Below are 18,943 nucleotides of genomic sequence, written 5' to 3'. Positions count from 1 at the left end.
GCGCGTTCCCGCAACTGCTGGCCGCCTACGAGCACAAGGAGCGCTTCTACGGCATCTGGGACGCCACCACACGGCTCCAGGCAGAAGCCGCCCTGGACGAGTGGATAGCCACCATCCCGAAGGGCCAAAAGGAAGTCTGGAGCGATCTGGTCAGGGCAGTGGGAAACTGGCGCGAAGAGACCATGACCTACTTCGAGACGGACATGCCCGTCACCAACGCTTACACGGAGTCCATCAACCGACTGGCCAAGGACAAGAACCGTGAAGGGCGCGGTTACTCCTTCGAGGTGATGCGGGCACGAATGCTCTACACCACGAAGCACAAGAAGAAGGCACCGACTGCGAAGGTCTCTCCTTTCTACAAGAAAACCATCGGTTACGGACTGCCGGACTTCGCAGAGGAACTCAACTACGGAGTCGATCTATCAACCATCTGATAATGGTATCAGGTTGGTGGGGTAAAGGTGCCCCATCAACCATTAAATCCGTATACCCAATTTAATAAGACGCTCCGCGCCATCCTCGGCATGAGCAACACCAACAGAGGAGCCAATGAGCACCGCGGCTGATACCAGCGCTGCCAATACATTAACGGACGGGCGATTTGACACTTTCATTTTGTGTACCTCCAGAACCATTTCGACTTGAGGCGCACTGCTTGTATGAGCACCTTCAAGATTCCTGCAGAGCAAGCGCTTTGGCTTTCTGCTTGGGTGATACGGTAAGGAGTTGGCGAAAAACGCGATACACATATGCTGTCGAGTGATTGCCTAATCCTCTTTGGTGGAATCTGATTTTCTTATGGAGGTGATGCGTGGGCGCCGTTTTTCGGTGCTTGCAGGCAAGATATAACAATGCTCGCGAATTATTGCCTATTGCTGTTTGCCTATATGTCCAAAAAGCCGCTTTTGACTCGCCGTGATGCAAGAGCGGCTTGGCCATGCGCTGACGGGTAAAATCAATGGAGTTGGTGTAGGGGTTAAGTGGTTGATCAGGCCATAGCCGCCTTATACAAATGGCGGCCGACCAATCACTCTCAGCAGCTACAAGGAGGCGGACAGGGATGCTCGGTGTGCCTTGTAATTTTCCGCTTGCTTGAAGATTTCTTTATACACTTCATCCCGGTCTACCGGCGGATAGCCATGCTTGGCCAGCAGCAGTATCAGATCGACCTTCAACTCGGCCTTGATGTCCTCGCGTTGGTTCCAGTCGGTGTACCGCACCTTGTCGTCCACCACGGTTTTTATCTCGGCGGCCAACGCGAGCAGCTTGTCTTCGGGGTAGCTGAAATCGTATTTGATGGCCAGCTCTTTGAGAATGTCGTAGAACCCTAACTCCCTCGCCGGCCACCCCACTTAGCTCGCCAGGAAGGCGAAAAGCTGGCTTGGTAACAGCGCATGACTACGACCAAGCCATCCAGCGCAGCGTTGATCAGTGAAACGCCTTTTTCACTCCCAATCCACCGGGCAGGCGGTGCAGTCGGTCATGGTGACGTTCAGGAAGGTGCCGTAATGCAGGCGGGCGCCGCTCAGATCGGCGTCGCTGAGGTTGGCGTGATTGAGTTTGGATTCCTGCAGATTGGCATCGCGCAGGTCCGCCCCGGCCATGTCGGCCTTGGGCAGCCAGGCCATTTCCAGATTGGCCGCGCGCAGGATGGTGTTGTGCATGGTTGCACCGCTGAAGCGCGCGAAGTCGAGGCTGGCGCCGGTAAAGTCGGCCCCGTTAAAGCTGGCACCTTGCGCCGTCAGGTTCCAGGCACTGGCGCCCATGAAGTTGGCGCCGTCGGCGTTGGCGCCGCGCATAGCCGTCTGTTGCAGACTGGCGCGAGCCAGGTTGGCGTCCTGCAGGTTGGCCTGGTCAAGCTGGGCCTGATCGAGTATGGCGTGGCGTAGATCGCCGCCGGACAGGTTGGCACCGGTAAAGTCGGCCTTGCGCAGATCCAGGTGGCGCAGATCGGCGCCGCGCAGATCAACGCCGGGGCACTGCGTGCCGGCAATCAGTGCACAGCCGTTGATGTGCTGGATGTCTTCTTCTGCCAGGTCGGCGCTTTGGGCATGCAGCTGGCTGCTGCCGAGAAGGAGTACCGCGCTGCAGATGAGCTGAAACTGTTTCATGTCGATCTCCAGAGCCCTGCCCGCTGGGCGGGCAGGGCATGGCAGGGGTTACTCGTTAGCCCAGCTGGGCAGTTTGAATACCCAGAAGGAGCCGCCCTGAGCGACCGGCTTGGTCAGCTCGGCCATGTCGCCACCCCACAGCGGAACCGCGCCGCCGTAGCCGGTGGTCACACCGATGTACTGCTCGCCGTCCTGTTCCCAGGTGATCGGCGGAGAGATGACGCCGGTACCGGTCTGGAACTCCCACAGCTGCTCGCCGGTTTCGGCGTTGAAGGCCTTGAAGAAGCCGTCGCCAGTGCCGGTGAAGACCAGGTTGCCGCCGGTAGCCAGTACGCCGGCCCAGAGGGGCAGGGGCTCTTTGTGTTCCCAAGCTACCTGACCGGTCTGCGGGTCCATGGCGCGCAGGATGCCGACGTGGTCATCAAACATGCGCTTGATGCGGAAGCCCATGCCCAGGTAAGCCGAGCCCTTGGTGTAGCTGACCTCCTCGGTCCAGTAGTCCTCTTTCCAGTGGTTGGCCGGGATGTAGAACAGCCCGGTGTCGCGGCTGTAGGCCATGGGGTTCCAGTTCTTGCCGCCGAGGAAGGGCGGGGAGACCTCAATCGCTTCGCTGCGCTCCTGACCTTGTTCCAGACGCGGCGGACGCTGACCTTCGTTCTCGATCGGGCGACCGGTTTCCAGGTCGATACCGCTGGCCCAGGTGATGTTGTCGACAAACGGGAAGGCGTTCATCAGCTTGCCGTCTTCGCGGTCGACTACATAGAAGAAGCCGTTGCGGTCGGCGTGGGCGGTGGCGGGTACCTTCTCGCCATCGTTTTCGTAATCGAACAGCACCAGTTCGTTGTTACCGGAGAAGTCCCAGGTGTCGTTCGGGGTGTGCTGGTAGAACCACTTGACCTCACCGGTGCTCGGATCAACGCCCACCTGACCGGAGGTGTAGAGGCTGTCGTAGTCCGCCGGGTCGCCGTCTTCAGGCGTGCGCGCCCAGCCGTTCCACGGTGCCGGGTTACCCGCACCGATGATGATGGTGTTGGTGGCAGCGTCAAAGCTGGCGCTCTGCCACGGCGCACCGCCGCCCTGACTCCAGGCCTCGACCTTGCCGGTTGGCGAGTTCGGGTCATCCGGCCAGGAGGGCGCCTTGATGTCGCCGGTGGGGGTGCTGTCTTCGCCGTTCAGGCGGCCCATGTGACCTTCTACGAAGGGGCGCATCCAGATTTCTTCACCGGTCAGCGGGTCGCGGGCAAACAGCTTGCCGACTACGCCAAATTCATCACCCGAGGAGCCGTGGATCAGCAGCGCGCGGCCGGTGGCCTGATCCTGCACGATGGTCGGCGCGCCGGTCATGGTGTAGCCGGCCTTGTGATCACCAAACTTCTCGCGCCAGACAACCTTGCCGGTGTCTTTGTTGAGTGCCACAACGCTGGCGTCCAGGGTGCCGAAGTAGACCATGTCGCCATAGATGGCAGCGCCACGGTTGACCACGTCACAGCAGGGGCGAATGTCGTCGGGCAGGCGGTGCGAGTAGCTCCACAGGCGGCGGCCGGTCTTGGCATCAAGAGCGAACATGCGTGAGTAGGAGCCGGTGACGTAGATCACCCCGTCGTGAACGATGGCCTGGGATTCCTGACCACGTTGTTTCTCATCGCCAAAGGAGAACGACCAGGCGGGCGTCAGCTTGAACACGTTCTCGTCGTTGACCATGTTCAGCGGGCTGTAGCGCTGGGCGTTGGTGCCCAGGCCGTACATCAGCACGTTGTTGGTGGTCATGTGGTCGTTGGCGATGTCGTCCCAGGTGACCGGCGTGGCGGCTACCGGGCTGGCGGCCAGACCCAGGCTGGCGGCAATCACGATACTCTTGATCGCCAGGCTGATCGGTTTCAGCGAGGAATGTCTTGTTGTTTTCATGGCAGTTTTCCTGTCGATAGTTGGGGTGTTCAGCGGGGCTGATCCACGACTCATGGTGGTCGTGTGGCTATGCCGGTCGATACGGAAAAATGCCCGGAGGCGGCGGGAAGAGTTCCCGGTCTGCTGGCGCTTGGTAGAGGGTAGGAGGGAGCAGTACTTTAGATGGAGAAAACCTGATCCAAGGATTGGACGGCTTTTCTGCGTTTTTTAAAACGTCTTTAAAATCAGTTGCTTGGTAATTCTGTGAGTGTGTTTCTACTACCAACGAACTAGGTCGCGGCCACCAAAGCAGCATTGGGCCGGTTGCGGTGGCTTCCTACCATGGCCATCGACAGCAATTCACTTGCGCAATCGATTCGGCCACGAGGTGAGCAGTATGAACCATTACAAGAAAGCACTGAAGATGACCGCACTCGGCCTGACACTGGCTGCCGGCCAGGCCATGGCCCATGGCAATGTCACGCCCCAGTCGGTGGACACCAAAGGACTCGAAGAGCTCGGCACGGAATGGCGCGAAACCAACCCCTACCGCGAAGGTCACCCGCAGCATGAGCTGGCCATCAAGGTGGGCGCTTCTGCCTACAACCAGAACTGCGCCGCCTGTCACGGTCTGGAAGGTATTTCCGGCGGTATCACGCCCGATCTGCGCTACCTGGAAGTGGGTGACTACGGCGATGAGTGGTTTAAAGAGCGCGTGATCAATGGCTCGGTACGTGACGGCCGCGTTTACATGCCGAAGATGGCTGACTTCCTGAGTCAGGAAGCCCTGTGGGCCATCCGTACCTGGCTGGAAAGCGTAGCAGTGGAGCAATAAGGTCATGGCCCGCGCCTGGCTGTTTTGTCTCTGCCTGCTGTTGGGACTGCCAGCACAGGCGTACAACATCACGCACATCCGCGACTACGACGAGATTGTCGCCTCCGGTGAGTTGCGTGTGGCGCTGTATCAGGACTTTCCGCCCTACAGCTTCATGCAGGGTGGCGAGCCCGCCGGGGTTGATGTGGCCCTGGCCCAGGGGCTGGCCGACGGACTCGGCGTGCGCCTGAGCATTCAGTGGATGCAGGCAGACGAGACCATTGACGGTGACCTGCGTAACCACCTGTGGAAAGGCCATTACCTGCGCCCGGGTGAAGTGGCCGATGTGATGCTGCGGGTGCCCTACGACCAGGAATTCAGCAACCGCCGCGATGAGCTGGGCCTGCCGAAAAACGAGCTGGTACACATGTTCGGGCCTTATCAGCGTGAGCGCTGGCAGGCCGCCTTTGACCCAAGCAAGATCGACGCGGTGCCCAGTATTGCGATCTTCCAGTACTACCCGGTTGGGGTAGAGGAAGACTCGGTGCCCTCGTTCTATCTGGGCTCGGTGATGAATGGTCGCTTAGCCGGTATGACCCACCATTACCGCACGCTGGGCGCTGCCTTTGCCGGCATGCTCCAGGGTGAGGTGAACGCGGTGATGGGCACCCAGGCAGAAATTGACTGGCTGCTGGCGCAGCACCCGACTGCGGGCATGCAACTGACCGAGAATGCCTACCCGAACATTGGCAAACAGGTATGGGAGTTGGGCATGGCGGTGCACGACTCCAATCGCCAGTTGGCCTATGCGTTGGGTGATGAAGTGGAAAGCATGATTCTTGATGGCCGCCTGGCGGGGATCTATGCGGCGCAGGGGTTGCGGTACATGGCGCCTGATCGCTACGCGCAGTAATAGACTGATCTCCTTTGCCGGCCTCTGGGCCGGCTTTTTTGTCTTTCACTTATGACCGGGATCGACCTGTCTTTCTGCGTCGTCAGCTAGTTCACTTTTCGCCTTTCCCGGCGAGCTAAGGGGGGCCGCTTGCCCGGCCCCCCTTAGCGATCCCCCGGGGCACCCGACTACGCGGCCCTTCGGGTTCGCTGCGTTGCTCGGTCTGACGGGGAGCGGCAGAACTCGTCGCTTTGCTCCTCAGACATGCTGCCGCTCTTTTTCCCGTCAGCCCTGCGCTACTCGCCCGCGTAAACGGGGATTGGGGCCGTGCGCGCTTCACGTTTGGTTTCACTGTTCCGATGGCTCCCACGCTCTGCGTGGGAGCCAGACGTTTATGGCCGCTCTGCGGCCGACATTCGACCAGCACGACTCGCGTTGCTTATGAGAGCGAGCTTTTTGCTTTAAATGTTACGTTATAACAATTATAGTCTGCCCCCGCGGTGTGCCAGCCATGCCGTTGCCAATACCAAATTGAAAGGGAGCAGCCATGTTTTCAAGCAAGACGCCATTGACTCTGGCGCTGGCGGCGGTGGCCGCTGGTGTCTCTTCCGTGCATGCCGCCGATGGCCCGCAGGCGCTGCCGGCGCTGACGGTCAGTGCCAGCGCGTTGAATCAGACGCCGGAGCAAATGACGCAGCCAGCGGCGGTGCTGCAGGGTGAGTCCTGGTTTACTCAGCGCGAAACGGGGCTGGCGGACAGTCTGGAGTCGTTGCCGGGTGTGCGTGCGGCCGGGTTTGGTCCGGGTAGCAGTCGGCCAGTGATTCGGGGGCTGGATGGGGCGCGGGTGCGGGTGCTGAGTGACGGTGCCGATGTGCTGGACGCCTCGTCCATCAGCCCGGACCACGCGATCAGCGCCGATACCGCGTTGATCGAGCGGGTTGAAGTGCTCAAGGGCCCCGCCACGTTGCTGTATGGCGGTGGTGCGATCGGCGGGGTGGTGAACCTGATCGACCGCCGGGTGCCGACCTATGTGCCGGAGCGCGGCGTTGAGGGCGAGATTGATCTGCGCGCCAACGCCGTAGCTGACGAGCGCGCCGGCTCTGCCGGTCTGACCGTGGGCGCCGGTGCCTTTGCCATGCGCCTCGAAGGCGGCAAGAGTGAGGCTGACCCCTACCGCATCCCGGGCCATCCGTCCCGTCAGGAAGGCGCCTACAACGATACCGATACCGGCTCTGTTGGTGTCAGCTGGATCGGTGAGCAAGGTTACCTTGGCCTTGCCTATAGCCGTCAGGACCGTGAATACGGCTTGCTGGCGCACGAGCACGCGGATTGCCACACCCACGGGCCGGACTGGCACTGCAGCGGCCACGATGAGGACGACCATGATGATGGTCATGACGACGATCACGACGATGACCATGACGATCACGACGATCATGATGAACACGATCATGACGATCACGCTGCCTGGATCGACATGGAGCAGCGCCGCTGGGACCTGCGCGGCGAATACCTGAATCCCTTCGCCGGTGTTGAGCGTCTGCGCCTGCGCGTTGCCGACACCGACTACCGTCATGTGGAGATGGAAGGCAACGAAGTGGGCACCCGCTTTACCAACCGCGGCACTGATGGCCGCCTGGAACTCACTCACGAACCCATCGCCGGCTGGCGCGGCGTGATTGGCACCCAGCTGACCCGTCGCGACTTTGCGGCAGAAGGGGAGGAGTCCTATGTGCCGGCCACGCTGACCCACAACCGCGCGCTGTTCCTGCTGGAAAGCTATGAGGCCGGTGACTGGCTGTATGAAGTAGGCCTGCGTCAGGAGTGGCAGTCGATTGAGGTGAAGCAGGGCAGTGAAGAGGCCGACCACCGTGGCACCTCGCTGTCGTTCGGCGCGACCTGGCAGTTCCAGCCGGATCTGGCGTTGTACGGCACGCTGTCACGCTCGCAGCGTCTGCCAACCGCCGAAGAGCTGTATGCCACTGGCCCGCACGCGGCAACCCGCACGGTCGAGTTGGGTGATCCCGATCTGGACCGCGAAACGGCGATCAACGCCGAGCTGGGCCTGCGTCGCACGCAGGGGCCGGTCACCTTTGATGTCAGTGTTTATCGCAACGAGGTGGATGACTTCATCTATGCCGCTGATACCGGCGCTGATCCGGGCGCGGGATACCGTGTTGTTGAATACCGTCAGGCCGATGCGGTGCTGCAGGGGATTGAGGGCAGCGTCAGCTGGCAGGCAACCTCTTCGACCGGGCTGACCCTGTTCGGTGACAGCGTACGTGGCCGCTTGAAGGACGGTGGGGATCTTCCGTGTATTCCGGCTGACCGTTTGGGTGCGCGCATTGACCAGCGTTTGACTGCCGGGTTTTCTGCGCAGCTGGAAGCCACTCAGGTGATGCGCCAGGACAACACCGCCGAGTACGAAACCGAAACCGGCGACTACACCCTGTTGGGTGCCGGTCTGAACTGGCGCGGTCAGTTGGGTGAAAGCGACGTGTTGCTGTATCTGCGCGGTAACAACCTGCTCAACGAGAAAGCGCGTCAGCACAGCTCCTTCATCAAGGATGAGGTGCTGCTGCCGGGCCGCAACCTGACGGTTGGCGCGCGTTTGGTGTTCTGAGTCAGAGGGGTACTGCTACCAAGGGAGTAACTAAATTACCCCTGCGAGCAATTGTTGGTATTGGGCTCTCGGCCAAGAATCGTGGCCAGAAGCAGGAAATTTTCCCGTTTCATCGTGTGGGACGTGCCGAGTAGCGCTCGGCACAACCCGACTGCGCCAATACAACAACATCTCAGAGGTAGCAGCAATGACCAAACATGCCCGCTCTTCCTTTCTGTTGACCACGCTGGTTGCCGCCATGAGCGTCGCCGGCGTGGCCACAGCCAATGTCACCAACGACGATATCCGTGCCGACGCCACCAACAACAGCCAGGTGGTCACCAATGGCATGGGTCTTCAGGGTCAGCGTTTCAGTACCCTGGACCTGCTCAACACCGACAACGTCAGCAGCCTGCAGCCGGTCTGGGCTTTCTCGCTGGGTGGCGAAAAACAGCGCGGTCAACAGTCCCAGCCGATGATCAAGGACGGCGTGATGTACATCACCGGTTCCTACTCGCGGGTCTTCGCCGTTGACGCGCGTACCGGTACCAAACTGTGGCAGTACGACGCCCGCTTGCCCGACGGCATCATGCCCTGCTGTGACGTGATCAACCGTGGTGTTGCGCTATACGACAACCTGGTGATCTTCGGTACCCTGGACGCCAAACTGGTTGCCCTGGACAAGGACACCGGCAAGGTTGTGTGGCGCAAAACCGTGGCCGACTATCAGGCTGGCTACTCCATCACCGCAGCACCGCTGGTGGTTGATGGCAAGCTGATCACCGGCGTATCCGGTGGCGAGTTTGGTGTGGTCGGCAAGATCGAAGCCTACAACCCCACCAACGGTGAACTGCTGTGGACCCGTCCGACCATTGAAGGGCACATGGGGTACACCTACGAAGACGGCAAGCCGGTTGAAGCGGGTATCTCCGGTGGCGAAGCCAACCAGACCTGGCCTGGCGACCTGTGGAAGACCGGTGGCGGCGCGCCGTGGCTGGGCGGCTACTACGATCCGGAGACCAACCTGCTGTTCTTCGGCACGGGTAACCCGGCGCCGTGGAACTCGCACCTGCGCCCCGGCGACAACCTGTATTCCTCTTCGCGTCTGGCGCTGAACCCCGACAACGGTCAGATCGTCTGGCACTTCCAGACCACTCCGCATGACGGCTGGGACTTCGACGGCGTGAACGAGCTGATCTCCTTCAACTACGAAGAAGACGGCAAGGAAGTCAAAGCGGCCGGTACTGCCGACCGTAACGGCTTCTTCTACGTCCTGGACCGCACCAACGGTGACTTCATCCGCGGCTTCCCGTTCGTTGACAAGATCACCTGGGCCACCGGTCTGGATGAGAACGGTCGTCCGATCTACGCCGATGAATTCCGCCCGGGTGCACCAACCGAGTCCGGCGATGCCGGTAGCCAGGTCTTTACCGCTCCGGCGTTCCTGGGTGGCAAGAACTGGATGCCGATGTCCTACGGCCAGAACACCGGCCTGTTCTACGTGCCGTCGAACGAGTGGGGCATGGATATCTGGAACGAATCCACCACCTACAAGAAAGGCGCTGCCTATCTGGGTGCTGGCTTCACCATCAAGCCGCTGAACGAAGAGTACATCGGCGTACTGCGCGCGATGGACCCGAAAACCGGTGAGGAAATCTGGCGCTACCAGAACGAGGCTCCGCTCTGGGGCGGCGTGCTGAGCACCCAGGGTAACCTGGTGTTCACCGGTAACCCGGAAGGCTACCTGATGGCGTTTGACTCGCGTAACGGTGAAAAACTGTGGCAGTTCAACACCGGCTCCGGTGTGATCGGTTCACCGATTACCTGGGAGATGGATGGCGAGCAGTATGTCTCCGTCATGTCCGGTTGGGGTGGTGCGGTACCGCTGTGGGGTGGCCACGTTGCCGAGCGGGTGAAGAACTTCACCCAGGGCGGCACACTGTGGACCTTCAAGCTGCCGAGTAGCGCTGTTGTAAGTCAGCGCTAAGCAGTCGGGAGTGCGCCTCGGCGCACTCCCTTTTTTCTTGCAAGGCTCTAAAACGGGCCTCCTGCCGATACTCTCCGCTTTTCGATCCGCTCTAATACTTTAGTACTGCGTTGCCGGATGCCCCGTCTGGCTGGGTTACCCTAAGCGCTGGCTTACTCCCTGCGTGACCCGTCGTGCAATCCATATCTTTTGCCCAGCAGCCTGCCGATCAGCGTGACTACCAACTGTACCGCGCCGGCAACGGGCTGCTTTGTCTGCTCATCCACGATCCCCATGCTGTTCAGTCCACAGCCGTTGTGCAGGTTGCCGCCGGTAGCCACGCCGAGCCCGATGACCTGCCGGGGCTGGCCCATCTGCTGGAGCATATGTTGTTCATGGGCTCGCAGCGATGGCCTGAGCCAGGCTCCTTTCCGGCCCGCGTGGCGGAGTGGGGTGGACGCTTCAATGCCAGTACCGCGCCGCGGGCCACGACGTTTTTCTGTGCGGTCAGCCCTCAGGGGCTTGAGCCCTGTCTGGCGCATCTGACCGACATGCTGACCGCGCCGCTGTTTGCGCCTGAACAGGTCGAACGGGAGCGACGGGTGATCGATGCCGAGTTCCAGACCCGATTGGCTGATGATGCGATTCATGCGCAGGCCGCGCTTGCCACGCAGCTGCACCCTGAGCATCCGCTGCGCCGCTTTACTGCCGGAAATGCGCGGAGCCTGGCGGGTGACGCCGCCGAGCTGGCCGAGCGCCTGACCCAGTGGCATGCCATTCACTATCGTGCCGGCAGCATGGCGCTGGTGTTGCACGGCCCACAATCATCCGAGCAATTGCTGGCACTGGCGCAGAGCAGCGCGGATCAGCTGCTGGCGGGCCGCGCGCCGGAACCCTTTGCGCTCCCCTTGTTTGCCGAGGGGCACCTGCCGCGCCAAGTTGACTGGCAGGGTCGCAGCAGTCAGGCAGAGCGCGTGCTGCTGTATCCGCTGAGCGAGTGTGATGTGTATGGCCCGGCGGCGCGCTGGCTCTGTGACTGGTTAAACAGCCCGGCGCCAGCGGGCGCGCTGGGTTACCTGCGCGAGCGCGGATTGCTTGATGAGCTGCAGGCGACGTTGGAAGCAGATGCTTGGGGCCAGGCGCTGTTGCGCCTGGAGGTTAAGGGTGCCGAGGTAGAACCGGAGCTGCTGCTGGCCGAACTGGATGGCTGGTTGCAGGCCATGCGTGAGCAGGACCCGGCCCAATGGCCGCAAGCCGCGCGGCAGGCGTTGGCGCAGACCGCTTTTGACCTTGGCCCGCAGGGCGACATGCTGGACAGCTGCCGCCGCTACGCTGAGCGCCTGTTGAGCCTGCCCGCCGAGCAGGTGCTGGATCTGGCTGGTGCTTCTTTGCCAACGCTTGAGGCTGAGGACTGGCAGCGGCTGCTGCGGCAACTGAGGCCTGATAACCGCCTGTTGTTGCAACGCCTGCCCCGTCTGCTGGGTGGTGAGTTGTGCGCACACACGCAGACTCGATGGCAGGCACGTGCACTGCCTGTCTCGGTGGCGTCGACGGCCAATCTGACCGGGCGCGTTGGGCCTTGTCTTGGCCCGCTGGCCGAGGCGCCGGACGGGTTGCCCTGGTCTTCTGTTGTGCCGGGGCTGCGTTTGCAGCGCTTTGCGCCAGCGGCCGGTGCGCTGCGCACGCGGCTGGCCTGGTGCTGGCCCGGCGATATGGCCAGTCAGAGCGAACGACGTTGGCTGCAGGCCGCCTGGTCGTTGCAGGGCGAAGCGCTGGCGCAATGGGGTGAACGTGTTGGTGTTGCCCTGCGCTGGTCGCTCGCTCCGGGCCAACTGGTACTGGATGTCAGCGGCCCGAGCAGCCTGCTGCCTGCCTTCCTGCGTGAACTGCTCACCCAACTGCAAACGCCACCGTCACCGTATCAGTTGCCGCTGATTGAACGCCGCAGCCGGCGCTGGCTGCAGCAGGAGCACGATGCGTTGCCGGCCTGGCGCCTGCTGCAGACGCTGGAGCAGGAGCGTGCCGTCAGTGCGCGGCGTCTGCGCGACCCGCAGGCGCTGTGGCAGCGGCTGTGCTCGCAGGCGCAGGTGATCTGGCTCAAGCCTGAAGGCTGGCCGGAGGCGGAGCAGGCGCGGCTGGCCAAGCTGCTGATCAACCTGTGTTCGCAGCTAATGCAACCCTTTGCCTGGCGTTGCCCGCTGCCGCAACTGCAGCGCGGGCAACTTCAGGTCAGCGAGGTGAGCAGCAAACATACTGATCGCGCGCAGTTGCTCTACCTGCCGGCAGCAGACGACAGCCCGCTGGAAGCCGCGTGCTGGCGCCTGCTGCATCACCGCGTGGCCGATCCGTTCTTCGCCGAGCTGCGTACCCGGCAACAGCTGGGGTATTGGGTGGTGGCGCGATTGCATCGTCGGGCCGGGCGTCCCGGCCTGTTGCTGCTGGTGCAGTCGCCCGATCAGTCGCATCGGCGTATCGAATCGGCGGTTGACGATTTTCTCGCCGCCAGTGTGCAGGAGCTGAGTGCACTACCCGCCGATCAGTTGCAGGCGCAGACCACTCACCTGTCACAGTTGCTGGAGCAGCAACGTCAGCATCCGCAGCACAGCTTTGAAGCGCGCTGGGAGGATTGCGTTTGGCAGCGCGAAGACCAGCTTGCAGCCGAGCAGCAGGCGCTGCTGGAACTCACTGCCGCCCACTGGAACGCCTTTGTCAGCCGCCTGCCGCAGAGCGCCCGCTGGCGTTTGCTGAGTCGGCAGGCCGGCGCGGACTGATTTCTAATACCTCCGGAGGTTGTAAATACAACCTGCCGCAGGTGGGTATTGTTGGCGCTTGGTCGTAGACACCAAAAGGCAATGTAACCGCCGCTCTTGGTCAATGGGGGCGGGCAGGGGGCTTTCTGATAATCGGCGTGACGCTTCAGTCACTGATTACATCGGAGAGCACCATGTACAAGAACAAGATTGCCTGCACCCTGCTGACCCCCATCGCCCTCGCACTGCTGAGCGCCCCGGCGTCCGCCGCCATCACCCTTTACGACGAAGACGGCACCACCTTCTCCGCTGACGGCTACGTCAATGCCTTCTACGTCCAGACCGACACCGACAACATCAACGACGATCTGGATCGCGATCAGGCACGCGTCAAGATGGGCTTTCTGCCCAACTACATCGGCTTCAACATGGGCAAGGATATGGGCGACCTGACCCTTGGCGCACGCTCCTCGTTCTGGGTCACCATTAACGACAGCGAAACCAACGGCACCGCGACTGCCATCGACGTGCGTCAGTTCTACGGCACCATCGGCGGCGACTGGGGTGAAGTGCTGGTCGGTAAAGACTTCGGCCTGTTCGCCCGCTCCAACATTCTGCTCGATGAAATGCTCGCCGGTTATGGTCAGGTCAGCGACACCCTGGGCCTGGTTGACGGTGGTGGCGTATCCTTCGGCAACATCGGCAGTGGCTACCCGTACCCGTTCCCGACCGCTCAGATCACCTACCGCTCACCGGTCATGGGCGGCCTGCGCATCGCCGCCGGTATCATGGACCCGGTCGACACCAGCGACGACACCGCCGTTGGCAAGAACTACCAGGACGCGCCGCGCTTCGAAACCGAGATCACCTATCAGTTCGATCTGGCTGGCGCCGACATCTACAGCTGGGTGAACGCCGGTTACCAGACCTCCAAGAACACCGACAGCACTGTTGATGACGTGACTTCGCAGGGTTTTGGCTACGGCGTCCAGGCGAAGATGGGCGCTCTGTCTCTGACCGCGTCCGGTTTTGACGCCGAAGGTATCAACCCCTTCTTTACCAACAACGCCGGTGAAGCGGTACTGCGTGAAATCGACAGCACCGGTTACCTGATGCAGGGCTCTTACACCTTTGGCGGCAAGACCCGTCTGGCCCTGTCCTTCGGCAAGACTGAAGACGACGGCAACGGCCTGGGCGTTGCCGCTGACTACGAAACTCGCGCTATCGGCCTGTTCCACAGCATCAACGAGCACCTGACGCTGGTGGCCGAGTACAACCAGTTCGAAATCGAAGACCGCACCAACAACCTGACTATCGAAGAGACTGACTCCGTGGCACTGGGTGTTGCCCTGAGCTGGTAATCGCGTTTAGTGGTACCGGCCCCCGCCTGTGCAAGCAGGCGGGGGCTTTTGTTTCTGGGACGGCCGAGTTCCAACTTGGCCACAGGGCTCATGGTGGAGAACGCTGCGCGATTCTCCACGCTACGGCCGCCGCCAGCCCCGCACCTCAACCCCTTAGGATGGAGAACGCCGAAGGCTTCTCCGTCAGCCACCAGCTCCGCGCCGCGTTGTCCCCAAGATCTACCATTTCAGTACTGAAGTAGCATATTGGCGTACCTTGCCTGCTCTCTAGAATCGGGAGTATGAACAGTATTCCCGGCACCACCGACTTCAGCACGCAGCCGCTCGACGACTGCTTCCGCACCGCCCTGACCGAGGCCACCGACCCGGACGCTGCGGCGCAGGATCTGGCGCGCCAATTACTGCACCCGCATCTGGGCTGCGTGCTGTTCTTCTGCTCGGCGGAATATCCGCTCGACCATTTGGCGACCGCGCTGGATCAGCACTTTGGCGGCGTCATGTTATTGGGCTGCACCACCGCCGGCGAAATCAGCTCCGAGGGCTATGGTCGCGGCTGCATCAGCGCGGTTGGGCTGGACCTGCGTACCTTTGCGGTCGACTGCACGCTGATCTGCGCGTTGGACAGCTTCAGCCTGGTCGAGGCGCAGCAGGCGGTAGAACGGATGCTCGGTCACTGTCGGCAGGTTAATCTGGCGCCAGTCAAGGATCACACCTTTGCTCTGACGCTGCTCGATGGCCTGTCCAGCCGCGAAGAACTGGTACTCAACACTCTCAGCGCGGCGCTTGGCAGCATCCCCCATTTCGGCGGCTCGGCCGGCGACGACAATCACCTGAGCCACACCCACGTCTACTATCAGGGCCGCTTTGTGACCGGCGCTGCGGTGGTGGTGATGGTCAACACCTGGCTGGATTTTGAGGTGTTCACCACCCATCACCTCAAACCCACCGAGAGCAAACTGGTGGTGACCGACGCCGACAGCAGCACCCGCACCGTGCTGGAATTGAACGCCGAACCCGCCGCCGAGGAATACGCCCGGCTGGTCGGCGTGCCGGTGGATGAACTGAGCGGCAAGCACTTTGCCCTCGATGCCCTGGCGGTACGCATCCGCGACCAGTTCTACGTGCGCTCGATTCAGCGGGTCAATCCGGACCGAAGCCTGACCTTCTATTGCGCGGTGGATACCGGCATCGTGCTGACCGCGATGACACCCGGCGAGCTGCTGCCGAATCTGCGGCTGCGTTTTGAGCAACTGCGTCAGCGTCTCGGTGAACCGGTGCTGATCCTCGGCTGCGACTGCTTCCTGCGGCGCATGGAGTCCGAGCTGCGCGGTGAGGATCAGCGCATGTCCGAGTTTCTCGCCGCCAACCGGGTGATCGGTTTCAACACCTACGGCGAGCAGTTCAACGGCATGCACATTAACCAGACCTTCACTGGGGTGGCTTTTGCATTCCCGCGTTGAGTTGCCGATGCAAGATCCAGAGCTGCTGGCCGAGCTGGAAGCGCTGCGCGCGCAGAACAGCAAACTCAAACGCATCAATGCCGCGCTGATCGAGCGGGTCGAATCCAGTTCCAGTCAGCGCACCGAAAGCTACGCCGCGTTTCAGCACTCGGTCGAGCTTGCCGAGCAGGTGCGCGAACGCACCCAGGCGCTGAACGACACCATGGCCGAGCTGCAGGCCAGCAACCGGCTGCTCAGCGATGCGCGCGCCCGCGCCGAGAAGGCGCACCACTATCTGATCGACGCCATCGAAAGCGTGCCCGATGCCTTTGTGCTGTTCGATGAGAACAAGCGCATCGTGCTTTATAACCGCCGCTTTGCCGCGTTCTGGCAGGGCACCAACGTGCGCATCACCGAAGGCACCTCGCTCGGCGAGGTCAAGCGCATGGCGCTGCGCGCCGGGCTGATCGTCGATACCGATGCTGCCGCCGACGGCCACCTGCTGCATCAACTGCGCGACCAGCGCTGGATGCAGGTCAGTGAGCGGCCGACCCGTGAGGGCGGGCTGGTGATCATGTACACCGATATCACGGACCTCAAACAGTCTGAAAAGGCGCGGCGCGAGAAGGCGCTGGAGCAGAAGACCCGGCTGTTGCAGCGCACCGTCGACAGCCTGTCGCAGGGCGTGGCGGTGGTAAACGACGAGGGCGCGCTGGAAGTCTGGAACGGCCGCTTCCTGGAGCTGGCCGGGCTGGCACCAATTGAAGCTCATCGCCCGTTCGACGAGGTGATGGAAGACAGCGAGCTGGAGCTGTTCACGCCCTACAGCAAGTCTGAGCAAGGCGCGCCGATGCTGACCTGCGAGCAGCATCTGGGCAACGGCCGGGTGCTGGAAGTGCGCACCCATCCGATGCCCACCGGCGGCTTTGTCAACACCTTCACTGATATTACCGAGCGTGACCTCTACGCCCGTGCGCTGGAAGAAAGCGAACGCTGGGTGCGGCTGATTACCGACCACGTACCGGCGCTGATCGCCTACGTTGGCGCCGACCTGACCTACCAGTTCACCAACAAGGTGTATGAGGACTGGTACGGCTGGGCCCGTGGCGAGATTCTTGGTCAGAGCCTGCATCGGGTGCACAGCGCCGAGCAGTACAGCCGTCTTGAGCCCTATATCGCCCGCGCCTTCAACGGTGAGAGCGTCAGCTTTGAATTCGCCGAGGCCAATCTCGACGGCCACCAGCGCTACCTGCTGCGTTCCTACGTGCCAAACCGCGACAGCGACGGCGAGGTGGTCGGCATATTCGTGATGATCCGCGATATCACCGAGCGGCGGCGCACCTCCGAGGCGTTGCATCAGGCCTATCAGCATCTGGAGCAGCGCGTGCGGGAGCGCACCCAGGAGCTGACCGAAGTAAACAGCCAGATGCGCCAGGAAATCCGCGAACGCGCCGAGGCCGAAGCTCGCCTGCGCGAAGCCAAGCGCGAAGCCGAGCAGGCCAACCTGTCGAAAACCAAGCTCCTTGCGGCGGTCAGCCACGACCTGCTGCAGCCGCTCAACGCCGCGCGGCTGTTTACCGGCGCCCTGTTGGAACAGCAGGTGCCGGAGGGCAGCGCGTCACTGGTGCGGCAGGTGAGCCATTCGCTGGAAGACGTCGAAAACCTGCTCGGCACGCTGGTCGATATTTCCAAGCTGGACGCCGGCGTCATCAAGCCGGATATCAACGCCTTCTGCCTTGACAGCCTGCTCGACAACCTCGCCAACGAATATCGCCAGCTCGCCGCCAGCGAAGGGCTGCAACTGAGCTTTGTACCCTGCGGCGCAGTGGTGCGCAGCGACGCCCAGCTGCTGCTGCGCATCCTGCGCAACTTCCTCACCAACGCCATCCGCTACACGCCGGCCGGGCGCATCCTGCTTGGCTGCCGTCGCCATGCCCACGGCCTGCGTATCGAAGTCTGGGACACCGGCATGGGCATCCCGGAAGACAAACTGCAGGAGATCTTTCAGGAGTTCAAACGGGTCAACCCCAGCGCCAACACCCGCGACCGTGGTCTGGGCCTGGGTCTTGCCATCGTCGACAAGATTGCCCGCATGCTCGGCCACCGCATTCGCGTGCGCTCGACCGAAGGACAGGGCTCGGTGTTCAGCGTCGATGTGCCCTTTGGCCGTCTGCAACCGACCGTGGTGCACGACGAACCGGTCACCGCGCGGATCGGCGAACGCCTGCCGGGCTCCACCATCTGGGTACTGGATAACGACGCCGCCATCTGCGCCGGCATGCGCACCTTGCTGGAAGGCTGGGGCTGCAATGTCATCACCGCCCTCTCGGAAGAAGACCTCGCCGCCCAGGTAGACAACTTCCACGCCCAGGCCGACCTGCTGATCGCCGACTACCACCTCGACAACGACGTCAACGGCGTCGACGTCGTCCAACGCATCAACGCCCGCCGCAGCTCACCGCTGCCGGTACTGCTGATCACCGCCAACTACAGCAACGCTCTCAAGCTGCAGGTGCGGGAGTTGGGGCATGTGATTTTGCACAAGCCGGTGAAGCCGATGAAGTTGAAGACGGCGATGAGTCATTTGTTGGCGGTGAGTGGGTGATCTTTGGGTCGCCCTGATAAATACAGCAAATCGTGCCCTTTGCTGGTTTTTTGGTCTCTTCGATATGCGTGTTCGGCTTTGGTATTTCAGGCTCACTTCCTCGCATTCATCGAGATTCCTTTCGCCTTTCTGGCGAGTCACTTTTCTTTGTGTGGCCATCGAGCCGTAACCAAAAGAAAGGTCGCGACCAGCTTGGGCCCCGCCAAGCTGGCCTTCGGCTTCTCTGCGTTACTCGGTGCCAAGCGGCGTGGCGGAAACTCGTCGCTTCGCTCCTCAGACAGTCCGCCCCGCTGATCGCTCGTCCCCTGCGTTACTCGACAGCTTGAAGGGGGGTTTTTGGCCGTGCGCACTTCATCCTCGTTGGTAGGTTTTCCGTTCCAAGAAAGCCGAGTTCCAACTCGGCCATGACGTTGCACGGCTGTTCGCTGGTCGAGCGGGAGCTCGACCGTCCCGTGTGTGTGGATTTGATTACGGAGAAGAGGGGCGAGTGCGCACGGCCCCAGTTCCCGTTTACGC

At 61.8% G+C, this 18,943-nt stretch carries 12 protein-coding genes; 9 read left to right on the top strand and 3 right to left on the bottom strand.

From position 1 onward, the window contains the following. A partial coding sequence (locus tag BM116_RS11700) for a transposase (RefSeq protein ID WP_139222361.1) occupies nt 1-437 on the top strand: 437 nt, incomplete at its 5' end. Between the two features lie 606 nt (nt 438-1,043). On the opposite strand, the gene BM116_RS11690 is transcribed toward BM116_RS11700, so the two are convergent. The 3 genes from BM116_RS11690 to BM116_RS11680 all read right to left on the bottom strand — a co-directional run bounded on the left by BM116_RS11690 (nt 1,044) and on the right by BM116_RS11680 (nt 4,019). Then, entirely contained in the window at nt 1,044-1,355 is a 312-nt protein-coding gene (locus BM116_RS11690) for a type I restriction enzyme endonuclease domain-containing protein (protein ID WP_211276246.1), read from the bottom strand. Between the two features lie 93 nt (nt 1,356-1,448). Continuing rightward, nucleotides 1,449-2,114, bottom strand: coding sequence for a pentapeptide repeat-containing protein (locus BM116_RS11685; protein WP_083724620.1), 666 nt, complete (start codon nt 2,112-2,114; stop codon nt 1,449-1,451). A gap of 48 nt (nt 2,115-2,162) precedes the next feature. Further along, entirely contained in the window at nt 2,163-4,019 is a 1,857-nt protein-coding gene (locus tag BM116_RS11680) for a PQQ-dependent methanol/ethanol family dehydrogenase (protein WP_083724622.1), read from the bottom strand. 403 nt (nt 4,020-4,422) lie between these two features. On the opposite strand from BM116_RS11680, the gene pedF reads away from it, so the two are divergent. From pedF to BM116_RS11640, 8 genes are all read left to right on the top strand, one after another. Beyond that, nucleotides 4,423-4,833, top strand: a complete 411-nt coding sequence (gene pedF / locus BM116_RS11675; RefSeq protein WP_407920314.1) for a cytochrome c-550 PedF — start codon at nt 4,423-4,425, stop codon at nt 4,831-4,833. Between the two features lie 4 nt (nt 4,834-4,837). Next, nucleotides 4,838-5,725 carry a substrate-binding periplasmic protein gene (locus BM116_RS11670; RefSeq protein WP_083724624.1) on the top strand — a complete coding sequence of 296 codons (888 nt, stop codon included), beginning with the start codon at nt 4,838-4,840 and terminating at the stop codon, nt 5,723-5,725. A gap of 526 nt (nt 5,726-6,251) precedes the next feature. Beyond that, entirely contained in the window at nt 6,252-8,327 is a 2,076-nt protein-coding gene (locus tag BM116_RS11665) for a TonB-dependent receptor (RefSeq protein ID WP_083724626.1), read from the top strand. 187 nt (nt 8,328-8,514) lie between these two features. Then, nucleotides 8,515-10,293 (top strand): PQQ-dependent methanol/ethanol family dehydrogenase, encoded by a 1,779-nt coding sequence (locus BM116_RS11660; protein ID WP_083724628.1) that lies wholly within the window; start codon nt 8,515-8,517, stop codon nt 10,291-10,293. Nucleotides 10,294-10,466: 173 nt separating this feature from the next. Further along, nucleotides 10,467-13,043 carry an insulinase family protein gene (locus tag BM116_RS11655; protein WP_083724630.1) on the top strand — a complete coding sequence of 859 codons (2,577 nt, stop codon included), beginning with the start codon at nt 10,467-10,469 and terminating at the stop codon, nt 13,041-13,043. 173 nt (nt 13,044-13,216) lie between these two features. Next, nucleotides 13,217-14,383 (top strand): porin, encoded by a 1,167-nt coding sequence (locus BM116_RS11650; RefSeq protein ID WP_083724632.1) that lies wholly within the window; start codon nt 13,217-13,219, stop codon nt 14,381-14,383. A 281-nt stretch (nt 14,384-14,664) separates the two neighbouring features. After that, nucleotides 14,665-15,843: a nitric oxide-sensing protein NosP gene (gene nosP, locus BM116_RS11645; protein ID WP_083724634.1), complete on the top strand. Its 1,179-nt coding sequence runs from the start codon at nt 14,665-14,667 to the stop codon at nt 15,841-15,843. Between the two features lie 7 nt (nt 15,844-15,850). Beyond that, the gene (locus BM116_RS11640) at nt 15,851-18,427 is read left to right on the top strand and encodes a hybrid sensor histidine kinase/response regulator (RefSeq protein WP_090475167.1); all 2,577 of its coding nucleotides are present in this window, start codon (nt 15,851-15,853) and stop codon (nt 18,425-18,427) included. Nucleotides 18,428-18,943: the final 516 nt, after the last annotated feature.

This window comes from Halopseudomonas pachastrellae (genome assembly GCF_900114765.1).
GTDB classification, from domain to species: Bacteria; Pseudomonadota; Gammaproteobacteria; order Pseudomonadales; family Pseudomonadaceae; genus Halopseudomonas; species Halopseudomonas pachastrellae.
Note: the sequence above shows the minus strand (reverse complement) of the source record. Positions and strands in the feature narration are given on the sequence as shown.